This window comes from Nonomuraea sp. NPDC004580, from assembly GCF_040609855.1.
Classification (GTDB): Bacteria; Actinomycetota; Actinomycetes; order Streptosporangiales; family Streptosporangiaceae; genus Nonomuraea; species Nonomuraea salmonea.
The window spans coordinates 54,778-66,652 of record NZ_JBEXLH010000006.1; the positions used below are offsets into that span (position 1 = coordinate 54,778).

The window sequence follows — 11,875 nt, forward strand, 5'->3', positions numbered from 1 at the left end:
CTATGGACGGGCGTAACCGAATGTGATGGCTTCGGGGGGAATCGCTCAGCGGCCCGTGAACTTCGGCTTGGATCGCTCGGTGAAGGCGCGCATGCCGGCCTTCGCGTCCTCGGTGGCGAACATGCCGGAGAACTGCAGCCGCTCGATCTCCAGGCCCGTCTCCAGGTCGGTCTCCAGGCCCTGGTCGATGGCCTGCTTGGCGGCGCGCAGGGCCACGGCAGGCCCGCCGACGAACGTGGCCGCCCATTCGAGCGCGGCGGTGTAGACCTGCTCGTCCGGCACCACGCGGTCGACCAGCCCGATGGCGAGCGCCTCGGCGGCGTCGACGTGGCGGCCGGAGAAGATGAGGTCCTTCGCCCGCGCGGGGCCGATCAGCCGGGGCAGGCGCTGGGTGCCGCCCGCGCCGGGGATGAGGCCGAGCTGCACCTCGGGCTGGCCCAGCTTGGCCGACTCGCCCGCCACCCGGAAGTCGGCGCACAGCGCCAGCTCGCAGCCGCCGCCCAGGGCGTAACCCGTGATGGCGGCGATGACCGGCTTGCCGATGCGGGCGATCGCGGTCAGCGCGCCCTGGAGGGCGACGGAGTGGGCGGACATCTCGACGTACGACATGTCGGACATCTCCTTGATGTCCGCGCCGGCGGCGAACACCCGCGCGCCGCCGTACAGGATCACCGCATGCACCTGCGGGTCGGCGTCGATCAGCGCGGCCGCCTCGGCGAGCTCACGCTGTACCTGAGCGTTGAGCGCGTTCATCTTCGGACGGTCCAGACGGATCGTGGCGATCTGGTCGGCCACCTCGACGCTTACGAACTCACCCATGACTCAGAACCTAACAGCCGCCGATCACCGCGCGGCCGCCGCCTTGACCTCGTCCACGGACTTCTTGCTCCGCGCCACCCTGACGAGCGCCGCCGACAGGCGCGCCAGCTCGTCGCCGGACCCGGCGAGCTCGGCGAGCGGCCCCGCCTGGCGCGGCAGGCCCAGCTTGCCCGCACCGTCCAGCACCCGCCGGTCCAGGTGCGGCGCTACCTGCGGCCAGACGGCCTGGACCTCGCGCAGGAAGATGTCGGCCCCGGTCGGGCCGATGCCGGGGAACTCGGTCAGCAGCTCCGCGATCCGCCGCTCGTCGCCGCCCGCCTCGTCGCGCAGCCGCCGCAGGTCGCCCTTCCAGCGGTCGAGCAGCAGCTTCGCGCCGTCGCCGAGCATCGTGGCCGTGCGCTCGTCGTAGCGGCGGTAGTGGCCGCGCCCCAGCGCGTCAACCCGGTCCTGCCAGCTCGCCTCGCCCATGCCCTTGGGCGTGCCGTACCCGGCGGCGAACAGCTCCTTCGCCGCCGCCACCGCCACGTCGGCCGAGATGCGGGCGCTCAGCAGCGTCGCGAGCACCAGCAGCTCGTAGAGCGGTTTGGGGCGGTCGGCGAGCTTGATGCCGGCCTCGCCCGCGTACGTGCGGCCGTAACGGTCGAGCAGCGCCTCCAGGACGGCTTCATCGGTCTTCGCCATGCCGTCCCCGCTACCCGGCGCCGCCCGGCGCATGTGTTTGCTGCTCCGAGGTGGGGGGAGTCGGAGGGTTCCAAGAGGACAAAGGAGCAGGTCGTGCTGACATTGACCGATAACGCCGTGGTCGCCATCCGCGACCTCTTGGTCGGGGAGAACGTGCCCGCCGACGCGGGCCTGCGCATCGCCCCGAAGGCAGACGAGGCAGGAACGCTGGAGGTCACGCTGGCGAGCACGCCGCACGCCGGTGACCAGGTCGTCGAGAAGGAGGACGTACGGGTGTTCGTCGCCGAGGACGCCGTACGGATCCTCGACGACAAGTCGCTGGACGCCCAGCCCGGCAGACCGGGACAACCCTCGTTCCGGCTCGACCGGCGCGGCTGACCCGGACGCCGTGAGAGGAGGAAGCAGCGGACGTTTCGTGTCACGGTCCGCTGCTTCCTCCGTCCGTGGCCGTCCCGCTCACCGACCACCGATCGTTACGTGACGCGCACCACGTCCGCTGGGGCGAGCCGCCCCCTCTGCGTCGCGGCGGGCAGGTCAGGACCTCGTGGCCGTCACGCCGTGCCGGAGAGGCCCGCCTCCTGTGACACACCGCGAGCACCGGCGTGGCGCGAGGGCAGGGTGAAGCCCCAGCGCGTCTATGATGTTGGAAAGTAAAGCGGCGGGAGGTCGGCGTGCGGATGTCGCAGTGGGCTCACGACATGTTCGGGCAGCGGGCGTCCCTGGTCAGGGAGTGCGTCGCCGAGGCGTTGTCGGTGGCCGCCGACAACGCGCGCGAGGCCCAGGAGGTCGCGCGCACCGATCATCTGCACCCGTTCGGGTTCACGCTCATGTCGCGCAAGTTCGAGGCGCTGGCCGAGGCGTTCCAGGACCTCGGTGACGTGCGCATCGTCAAGCCAGGCGGCTCCCAGCACGAGCTGGTGGTGCTCGACGGCACGCTGCTGTTCCCGTTCCGCTACGCCAAAGACCGGGCGGGCAGCGTGATGAGCGCCCGCATCGGCGACGGACGGCCGTCGGCGCTGGTGCAGGCGCTGTTCAACCGGTTCGGGCCAGAGCCGCGCATGCGGCAGCTCGCGCTGCACGACGTCGCCCCTCACGCGGCGCCGGTGGCCGAGGCGCTCGGCGACCTGCCCGACGACACCCGCCTCGTGCTGATCGCGTACGCGGCCAACGCCCACGCCGGGCTGCTCGACGCCTGGTGGGGCGAGGCCGAGCTGCTCGACCGCCTCGGCAGCCTGCGCTGGCACCACTGCGAGGAGATCCCGCTCACCCAGGAGGCCGCCGCGCTCACCCAGGGCGACACCGCGGCGGCGTTCGACCAGGGCGCGCTCCCCTCCCCCGAGCTCAACCCGCGCTCGGCCGCCCCCGCCCCCATCCCTCTCTGGCCGGAAGCCGCCGGCGGTGCGTGACCCCGGCACCCCCGGGCCGACGCCACAGGCGGTGGCGGACGCGTTCGACGCGACGCGGCTCACGCAGGCTCGTCATCTGGCCGCGCTCACCAAGAAGGAGGTCGCCGAGCGGCTCGGCGTCTCGCCCGCCGCCGTCGGGCAATACGAGGCGGGCGTCACCCGGCCGCGGCCCGACCTGATCCCGCTGCTGGCCGAGGTGCTGTCGGTGCCGACGGCGTTCTTCCTGTCCGGGCGTCCCCACGGCAAGCTCGACGGGTCCATGGCCCACTTCCGCAGCCTGCGCTCCACCCGGGCCTACCAGCGGGCCAAGGCCGTGGCCTTCGTCGAGCAGGTGTGGGAGCTGACGTACGCGCTGGAGAAACGCGTCCAGCTGCCCGCCGTCGACCTGCCGGGGTTCGCGGGCGGCGAGATGCACTCCGCGCTGCCCCGCGACCCGGCCGGCGCCGCCCGCGCGCTGCGGGCCCACTGGGGGCTCGGCACGGGCCCGATCAGCCACCTCGTACGCCGCATGGAGTCCCACGGCATCGTCGTCGCCTTCCCCCGCCACGACCCCGACGCCGTCACCGTCGACGCCTTCTCCACCTCCAGCCTGCCCAGGCCCATCGTGGTGCTGACGCCCAACCGCTTCGACGACATCTACCGCCACCGCTTCACCGCCGCCCACGAGCTGGGCCACCTGGTGCTCCACGGCGACACCGCGGCCGGCGACTCCCAGCAGGAACGCGAGGCCGACGCCTTCGCCGCCGAGTTCCTGACGCCGCGCGAGAGCATCCTGCCCCGCCTGCCCGCCCGCGCCGACCTGCGCAAGCTGGCCGAGCTGCGGCTGACCTGGGGGGTGTCGGTCGACTCGCTGCTCTACCGGTGCAGGGAGACCGGGCTGCTGTCCGACTCGGCGGCCGGCCGCGCCTACCAGCGGCTCAACGCCCTGCGCGGCCAGCCGGGCTTCACCAACGAGCCCGTGTCCGGCTACCCGGGCGAGCAGCCGGTGCTGCTGGCCGAGGCGTTCGAGCTGGCCTGCCGTGAGGGCTCGCTGAGCGCGGCGGCGCTGGCTGAGGAGCTGGCCTGGCCGATCGCCCGCGTCCGCGAGCTCATCGGCCTCCCCGACCGCCGCCCGTCGCTCCGGCTCGTCCCCTGACCGCGCCGGTCAGCGTGCGGGCGCCGCGGGCAGGGTGAGGCAGCCGGGCAGGGCGGTCAACGCCCTGCTGGAGCGCCGCCTCCACGGCAAGGCCGTCCTGGACGTCACCGGACCCGACACGGCGACTTCACCCGCCGACGTCCGGGGGCGGGGTTTGACCTCAAGTGGGCTTGGGGTTGCAGGCTCAGGAGACGAAGCTGTTCGTCTTCTCTTGGAGCACGTCATGCACGCCGTCGTTCTGCACGCCTTCGGTCCCGCCGAGAACCTTCGCTACGAGGAAGTTTCCGACCCCGAGCCCGGTCCCGGGCAGGTGCGCGTCGCCGTCAAGGCGGCCGGGGTGCACTTCATCGAGGCGGTCATGCGGTCGGGGCCGACAGGAGGCTTCACGCCGCCCCTGCCCGAGCTGCCGGCGATCATGGGCGGGGAGGTCGCGGGCCGGGTGGACGCCGTGGGGCCTGACGTCGATCCGTCCTGGATCGGACGTGACGTGGTGACGTCGGGCGGGCGGCCCGGCGGGTACGCCGAGCTGGCCGTGGCCGACGTGACGACCCTGCACCCGATACCCGAGGGGCTCGACCACGTGACGGCCGTCGCCATGATCGTCACCGGCGGCACCACCCTGCACTACCTGGACGTGGCCGCGCTGACGCCCGACGACGTGGTGCTGGTGACGTCGGCGGCCGGCGGGATCGGGCGGCTGGTCGTCCAGTACGCCCGCCGCCTCGGCGCCACCGTGATCGGCGCGGCGGGCGGCCCCGCCAAGGTGGCGGCCGTCCGCGAGCTGGGGGCCGACCTCGCCGTGGACTACGACCTGCCCTCCTGGGACGAGGAGGTCGCCGGGCACCTCGGGGGCCGCAAGGTCACGGCCGTGCTCGACGGGGTGGGCGGCGACAAGGCGCGGGCCGCGTTCGGGCTGCTGGCCGGCGGCGGCCGGTTCCTCACCATCGGCAGCGCCTCCCAGCAGGCCTTCTGGCCCGACGACGACACCCTCGCCGCCCACGGCCAGACCGCGACCAACGCGCTGCGGTTCCTGCTGGAGCACCCGGAGACGCGACCCGCGTACGAGGCCAAGGCCCTTGCCGCAGCGGCCCGCGGAACGCTCGTCCCGGCCGTCCAGACATTCCCCCTGGAGCGGGCCGCCGAGGCCCACGCCGCCATGGAGTCCCGCCGCACCACGGGCAAGGTCGTCCTCGTCCCCTGACCCGCGCGGCGCTTGGGGGCGTGGGGGTGGTCCTGGGTGGGGTGGGCGCGGGTTCTAGGGTGCGTAGCATGGCTGATCCCCTTGCCGATCCTGGAACCCCCGACTTTCGCAGCGCGGCTCGCTACCTGTGGTGGCTGGTCGTTCGGCAGCCTGGGCGGGTGTTGCTGGGGGCGTGCTTAGGGACGGCGTGGATGGTGTGCCTGACGCTGCCGCCGTACCTGCTCTCCCGCGCCATCGACGACGGGCTCGCCACGGGGGACCTGGCCGTGCTGACCGGCTGGGTGGCGGCGGTGCTCGGCACCGGCGTGCTGAACGCGTGGCTGGCCATCATGCGGCACAGGACGATGACCCGCGTACGCATGGACGCCGCCTTCCGCACCGCCCACGTGGTGGCCCTGCAGGCGACCCGGCTGGGTGCGGCGCTGCCGCGCAAGGTGACGGCCGGTGAGGTGGTCACGATCGGGTTCGGGGACGCGGCCATGATGTCCGCCACGCTCACCGTCACCGGGCCGGGCGTCGGCGCGGTGCTGGCCTACATCGTCGTGGCCGTGCTGCTGCTGGCGGTCTCGCCGGTGCTGGCCGCCGTGGTGCTGCTGGGCGTGCCGCTGCTCGTCGTGCTGCTGGGGCCGCTGCTCGGACGGCTGCGCGGGGTGGAGACCGCGTACCGGGCCGGGCAGGGCGAGCTGGCCGCCCGGTTCGCCGACATCGCGGGCGGGCTGCGGGTGCTGAACGGCATCGGCGGCAAGGATGTCTACGCCGCCCGCTACCGGCGCGGCTCCCAGGAGCTGCGCGAGCGCGGCTACCGGGTGGGGGCGGTGACGAGCTGGATCCACGCGCTGGGGGTCGGGCTGCCCACGCTCTTCCTGGGGGCGGTGACGTGGCTGGCGGCCAGGATGGCGGTGCAGGGCGACATCACGGCGGGAGAGCTGGTCGCGGTGTACGGGTACGCCGCCGTGCTGGTGGTGCCGGTGACGTTCTTCGTGGAGGGCGGTTACGACATCAGCAGGGGTCTGGTGGCGGCCCGCAGGACCGTACGGTTCCTGTCGCTCGAACCCGAGGACCTCGGGACGCCGGGCGCCGCGCCGCCCCCGCCGCCCTATGGCGTGCTGCGGGACGGCGTGTCCGGGGTGGAGCTGGTGCCGGGGCGGCTGACGGCGCTGGCCGGCGCGCGGGCCGCGGAGGGTGCGGCGGTGCTCGACCGGCTGGGCGGGTTCGCCGAACCGGCCGCTGCCTGGGACGGAGTGAGCCTGCGTGACCTCGACCCCGCCTGGGTGCGGGAGCGTGTCCTGGTGGCCGACAACGAGGCCGATCTGTTCGCGGGCACGCTGCGTGAGGTCGTGGCCGGTCGTGCCGGCCCCTCGGACGCGGAGCTGGAGCTCGCCCTGCACGCCGCCGGCGCCGAGGACGTCGCCAGGTACGGCCTGGACGCGCCCGTCACCGCCCAGGGCCGCAACCTGTCCGGCGGGCAGCGCCAGCGGGTCCGGCTGGCCCGCGCCCTGTTCGCCGCCCCGGACGTGCTCCTGGCCGCCGAGCCCACCTCGGCCCTGGACGCCCACACCGAGGCCGTGGTCGCCGCTCGCCTGCGTGCCGTACGCGCGGGCCGCACGACCGCCGTCACCACCACGTCGCCGCTCGTCCTGGAGCACGCCGACACCGTCTACTACCTGGTCGACGGCACGGTCGCGGCCTCCGGCGACCACCACACCCTGCTCCGCGACTCCCCCGGCTACCGCGCTCTCGTCTCGCGCGGCGAACCCGAAGGGAGCGGCGAAGGGGACGAATCCCCCGGCGATCTCGACAGCGACCCCATCGGGGCCGGGACCGGAGGCCGATCGTGATCGCGGAGGCGCGAGGCGGCGAGGCGGCGAAGGCGGCGGAGGCGGCGGAGGCGGCGGAGGCGGCGGAGGCGGTGGATCGGTTGCCGGTGGCCCGGCCCGCCCAGGTGCGGCGGGCTTGGGTGCGGCTCGTTCGGATCGACGGGCGGGCGTTCGCCGGGGTGCTGGCGCTCAACGGGCTGGCCGCGGCGGCGGGGCTGGCCGCGCCGTGGCTGCTCGGCCGGATCGTGGACGAGGTGCGCGCCGGCGCGGGCCTCGCGACGGTGGACCGGCTGGCGCTGGCCATCCTGGTGTGCGCGCTGGCCCAGATCGTGCTGTCACGGTACGCGGGCCTGGCCGGCCACCGGTTCGGGGAGCGCACGCTGGCCCGCATCCGCGAGGAGTTCGCCGATCGCGCGCTCGCCCTGCCCGCGACCACGGTTGAGCGGGCGGGCACGGGCGACCTGATCACCAGGGGCACCACCGACGTGGCGGCGGTCGGGGCGACGTTGCGCGACGCGGGCCCCATGATGGCGATCGCCGCCGTGCAGGCCGGGTTCGTGCTGACCGCCGTGTTCGTGCTGAGCCTGCTGCTGGGCGCGTGCGGGCTGGCCGGGCTCGCCGGGATCTGGTTCGCGACGCGGTGGTACCTGCGCAGGGCGGTGACGGCGTACCTGGCGGAGGGCAGGGCGAACGCGGCCCTGGCCGAGGAGCTGGCGGCCACCACGAGCGGCGCCCGCACGGTGGCGGCGCTGCGGCTGGAGCACCGCCGCCTGTCGGCGTGCCGCCGCGCCATCGAGGAGTGCCGGCGCACCCGGGTCAGGACGTTGTTCCTGCGCAGTGTGCTGTTCCCGGTGGTGGACGTCTCGTACGCGATCCCGGTGGCCGGCGTCCTGCTGCTGGGCGGTGTGCTCATGACGCTGGGCACGGTGACGCTGGGCACGGTGACGCTGGGCACGGTGACGCTGGGCACGGTGACGCTGGGCACGGTGGTCGCGGCGGCGCTCTACCTGCGGCAGCTGTCCGCGCCGCTGAACACGATCCTCGAGAACCTGGAGCTGCTGCAGAGCAGCAGCGCGTCGTTCGCCCGGGTGGAGGGCCTGGCTCAGGCGCCGCGCGGCGGGCCCGCGGGTGCGGCCCCCGAGCCGGTGGACGACCGGATCGAGGTGCGCGGCGCGTCCTACGCCTACGACGGAGGCCCCGACGTCCTGCACGGCGTGGATCTGCGGGTACGTCCGGGCGAGCGGCTCGCGATCGTCGGCCCGTCGGGGGCGGGCAAGACCACGCTGGGCCGGCTGCTGGCGGGCATGGACGCCCCGCGTACGGGCGAGGTCACGGTGGGCGGTGTCCCCGTGGCCGGGCTCGACCCGGACCGGCTGCGCGAGCGCGTCATGCTCGTCACCCAGGAACACCACGTCTTCCTCGGCACCGTACGCGACAATCTGGCCATCGCCGCCCCCGGCGCGACCGACGCCGAGCTGCGCGCGGCACTGAGCACGGTCGGCGCCGACTGGGCCGTGGACCTCGACACGCACCTCGGCCCGGGCGGTCACCGCCCGGACGGCGCGCAGGCGCAGCAGCTCGCGCTGGCCAGGGTGGTGCTGGCCGACCCGCACACGCTGATCCTGGACGAGGCCACGGCCCTGCTCGACCCGAGGACGGCCCGGCACACCGAGCGCGCGCTGGCCGCCGTGCTCGCGGGCCGGACGGTGATCGCGATCGCGCACCGGCTGCAGACGGCCCGCGACGCCGACCGGGTGGCGGTCATGCGCGACGGCCGGCTCACCGAGCTGGGCACGCACGAGGAGCTGGTGGCGGCGGGCGGCGCCTACGCGGCCCTCTGGCACTCCTGGCACGGCGGCCCCGCCTCAGGAACCACCCGCTGAGCCTCTCCGGCACAGCGGCGCCGTGACCGTTAAGAGCTGAAAAATATCTTCGCAAAGATCTCGCCTGAGAAGGAAAATGTTGAGACGCTGAATCGCACTATGCGCCCCCCAGCCCCGAGGAGTGGTTCATGCGCAGACTACTGGCGACCTCGCTCGTCGCCCTGCTGCCGTTAATCCCGGCGAGCCCCGCCCAGGCAGAGCCACCGGCGGACCGGCAGCAGGCGTTCGCGTCCGCCGCGAAGGAGTTCGGCGTCCCCGAGAGCGTGTTGCTGGGTGTCTCCTACCTGGAGTCCCGCTGGGACGCCCATGCCGGGCTGCCGTCGAGCGACGCCGGCTTCGGCCCGATGCACCTCACCGACGCCGCCGCGTTCACCGCGGGCAACCACCACGACGCGGGCGAGGAGGACGCGCGCGGCGACGACGGCCGTCCGCTGCCCGCCCCCGAGGCCCGCCCGGCGCCGGCCGAGCTGCCGGCCTCGCTGCGGACCATGGAGCGGGCCGCGCAGCTGACCGGCGAGAGCCGTGAGCGGCTGCGTTCCGACGCCACCGCCAACATCCGCGGCGGCGCGGCGCTGCTGGCCGAGTACCAGAAGGCGCTCGGCGCGCCGCTGAGCGACGACCCCGGCCAGTGGTACGGCGCGGTCGCGAAGTACTCGGGCGCCGAGGAGTCGGGCGCGGCCAGGTTCTTCGCCGACGAGGTCTTCTCGATCATCAAGGAGGGAGCCGAGCGGACGACCGACGACGGCCACCGGGTCCGGCTGCCCGCCGTACCGCGCCTCGACGCGATCGAGAAGTGGCTGGAGAAGCTCGGCCTGCGCCCGCCGGTGCGCCCCGACGGCATCGAGTGCCCGGCGTCGATCTCCTGCGAGTGGATCCCGGCCGCGTACGCGCAGCTCCCGAACGACGACTACGGCCACTACGACCTGGCGAACCGCCCGGCCAGCCAGAAGGTCGACTACATCATCATTCACGACATGGAGGGATATTTCCTGCCCTCCATCCGCCTCAACCAGGACCCCGCCTACGGTGCGAGCTGGCACTACTCCGTCCGCTCCACCGACGGCCACATCGCCCAGCACATCAAGACCAAGGACGTCGGCTGGCAGGCCGGCAACTGGTACGTCAACGCCAAGTCCATCGGCATCGAGCACGAGGGCTTCCTGGCGGAGGGCGGCACCTGGTTCACCGAGGCGATGTACCGCTCCTCTGCCCGCCTGGTCCGCTACCTGGCGCTGCGCCACGGCGTGCCGCTCGACCGGGCCCACATCCTGGGCCACGACAACGTCCCCGGCACCCTGCCGACCACCGTGCGCGGCATGCACGAGGACCCGGGGCCGTTCTGGGACTGGGCGCACTACTTCAAGCTCATGGGCGCGCCGCTGCACGGGCTGGGCGGCCCCCGCTCGGGCGCGGTCATGATCAGGCCCGACTTCGCGACGAACAAGCCGCACTTCTACGGCTGTGACCGCCAGAACCCCGAGGCCGACTGCCCGCCGCTGCCCGCCCACACCGTGTGGCTGCGTACGGAGCCGCGCGAGGACGCGCCGCTGGTCAAGGACATCGGCAAGCACCCGACCGGCGAGTCCCTCTACAGCGTCTACGACCACAGCGCCCGCGCCAGCACCGGCCAGCGCTACGCCGTGGCCGAACGCAGGGGCGACTGGACGGCCATCTGGTACCTCGGGCAGAAGGCGTGGTTCCACAACCCGGCCTCGAACCCGACCGCCGTGCCGTCGATGGGCCTGCTGGTCACGCCGAAGCCGGGCAAGGCGACCGTGCCGGTCTACGGCAGGGCCTACCCCGAGCAGGAGGCGTACCCGGAGGGCATCCCGTACCAGGCGGTGACCCCGCTGCAGTACACGTTCTCGGCGGGCGAGAAGTACACGCTCGCGGGCGTGGCGCCGGCCGAGTATTACCGGGCGGTCACCTTCAACCTGGAGGACCACACGGTCGTGCGCGGCAAGACGAAGTATCTGCAGATCCAGTTCGGCCACCGCGTGATGTTCGTCAAGGCTGACGACGTGCGGGTGACGTTCTCCGGGTGAACTCCGTGACGGCGCGCCTGGTGCTCTCGAGCGCCTCCTGAGAGGAGTCGAACGTGCGCTGGGCGACGCCGACGAACACGCAGTCGACGACGAGGAGCTGGCTGATGCGGCTGGCCAGGGCGCCGGGACGGAACTCCGTCTCGCGCCCGGCCGAGATCAGCACGTGTTCGGCCAGCTCCGCGATCGAGGAGCGGGGGTTGTTGGTGATGGCGACCGTGGTGGCCCCCGCCTCCTTGGCGCGGGTCAGCGGCTCGATCACGTCGGGGGTCTCGCCCGAGGTGCTGATGCCGATGGCGACGTCGCCTTCGCGCAGCAGCACCGCGCTGGTCAGCGCGAGGTGGGCGTCCTGGAAGGCGTGGGAGGACAGGCCGATGCGCATCAGCTTCTGCGCGACGTCCTCGGCGACCAGGCCGGAGGCGCTGACGCCGTAGGCGTCGATCCTGCGGGCGCCGACGATGGCGTCGACCACCAGGCCGAGCCGCTCGGAGGTGAGCTGGGCGACGGTGTCGTTGATCGCCTCGGACTCGGCCCGCGCCACCTTGTGGATGACCTCCGACAGCGGGTCGTCGGGGGCGAGGTCACCGGGCACCAGCCGGTCGGGCTGCGCGGCCGCCGCGGCTAACGCGAGCCTGAGCTGCGGGTATCCGGCGAAGCCGAGCAGCCGCGCGGTGCGCACGATCGTAGCCTCGCTGGTGCCCGAGGCGGCCGAGAGCTCGGTGATGGTGCTCCTGGCCACCGTCGCGGGGTCTTCGAGTATGAGGCGGGCGACGGTCTGGGCGGCAGGCGTCAACGACGGCAGCACACCGCGAACAGTGGCCACCAGTGTGTCGGCGCGCAGGCCGTTCCCGTTGTCGTCCACCCCCTGATTATGCCGCGTTGACCGCATTG

10 protein-coding genes are annotated in these 11,875 nt (G+C 73.6%); 7 read left to right on the forward strand and 3 right to left on the reverse strand.

Annotated features, from left to right (window positions below):
• Window positions 1-45 precede the first annotated feature (45 nt).
• Both ABZW11_RS09705 and ABZW11_RS09710 read right to left on the reverse strand, forming a co-directional pair.
• Complete coding sequence (locus tag ABZW11_RS09705; protein ID WP_355414546.1) at window positions 46-819, reverse strand: enoyl-CoA hydratase-related protein; 774 nt, start codon at window positions 817-819, stop codon at window positions 46-48.
• Window positions 820-843: 24 nt separating this feature from the next.
• On the reverse strand, window positions 844-1,500 hold the full coding sequence (locus ABZW11_RS09710; protein WP_355414548.1) for an endonuclease: 657 nt from the start codon (window positions 1,498-1,500) through the stop codon (window positions 844-846).
• A gap of 93 nt (window positions 1,501-1,593) precedes the next feature.
• On the opposite strand from ABZW11_RS09710, the gene ABZW11_RS09715 reads away from it, so the two are divergent.
• The 7 genes from ABZW11_RS09715 to ABZW11_RS09745 all read left to right on the forward strand — a co-directional run bounded on the left by ABZW11_RS09715 (window position 1,594) and on the right by ABZW11_RS09745 (window position 10,987).
• Window positions 1,594-1,878 carry a Fe-S cluster assembly protein HesB gene (locus ABZW11_RS09715; RefSeq protein WP_345389333.1) on the forward strand — a complete coding sequence of 95 codons (285 nt, stop codon included), beginning with the start codon at window positions 1,594-1,596 and terminating at the stop codon, window positions 1,876-1,878.
• A 293-nt stretch (window positions 1,879-2,171) separates the two neighbouring features.
• Window positions 2,172-2,906, forward strand: coding sequence for a hypothetical protein (locus ABZW11_RS09720; protein ID WP_355414550.1), 735 nt, complete (start codon window positions 2,172-2,174; stop codon window positions 2,904-2,906).
• Window positions 2,899-4,041 carry an XRE family transcriptional regulator gene (locus tag ABZW11_RS09725; protein WP_355414552.1) on the forward strand — a complete coding sequence of 381 codons (1,143 nt, stop codon included), beginning with the start codon at window positions 2,899-2,901 and terminating at the stop codon, window positions 4,039-4,041. Before ABZW11_RS09720 ends, ABZW11_RS09725 begins: the two co-directional genes overlap by 8 nt.
• 223 nt (window positions 4,042-4,264) lie before the next feature.
• Window positions 4,265-5,242 (forward strand): zinc-binding dehydrogenase, encoded by a 978-nt coding sequence (locus ABZW11_RS09730; RefSeq protein WP_355414554.1) that lies wholly within the window; start codon window positions 4,265-4,267, stop codon window positions 5,240-5,242.
• 68 nt (window positions 5,243-5,310) lie between these two features.
• Window positions 5,311-7,080 carry an ABC transporter ATP-binding protein gene (locus ABZW11_RS09735; protein WP_355414556.1) on the forward strand — a complete coding sequence of 590 codons (1,770 nt, stop codon included), beginning with the start codon at window positions 5,311-5,313 and terminating at the stop codon, window positions 7,078-7,080.
• A complete protein-coding gene (locus tag ABZW11_RS09740) occupies window positions 7,077-8,942 on the forward strand; it encodes an ABC transporter ATP-binding protein (RefSeq protein ID WP_355414558.1) in 1,866 nt (621 codons plus the stop codon). The genes ABZW11_RS09735 and ABZW11_RS09740 overlap by 4 nt, the downstream gene beginning before the upstream one ends.
• A 128-nt stretch (window positions 8,943-9,070) precedes the next feature.
• Complete coding sequence (locus tag ABZW11_RS09745) at window positions 9,071-10,987, forward strand: N-acetylmuramoyl-L-alanine amidase (RefSeq protein WP_355414560.1); 1,917 nt, start codon at window positions 9,071-9,073, stop codon at window positions 10,985-10,987.
• On the opposite strand, the gene ABZW11_RS09750 is transcribed toward ABZW11_RS09745, so the two are convergent.
• Window positions 10,950-11,846 (reverse strand): MurR/RpiR family transcriptional regulator, encoded by an 897-nt coding sequence (locus tag ABZW11_RS09750; protein WP_355414562.1) that lies wholly within the window; start codon window positions 11,844-11,846, stop codon window positions 10,950-10,952. The two genes, ABZW11_RS09745 and ABZW11_RS09750, sit on opposite strands and share 38 nt — an antisense overlap.
• Between the last annotated feature and the right edge of the window lie 29 nt (window positions 11,847-11,875).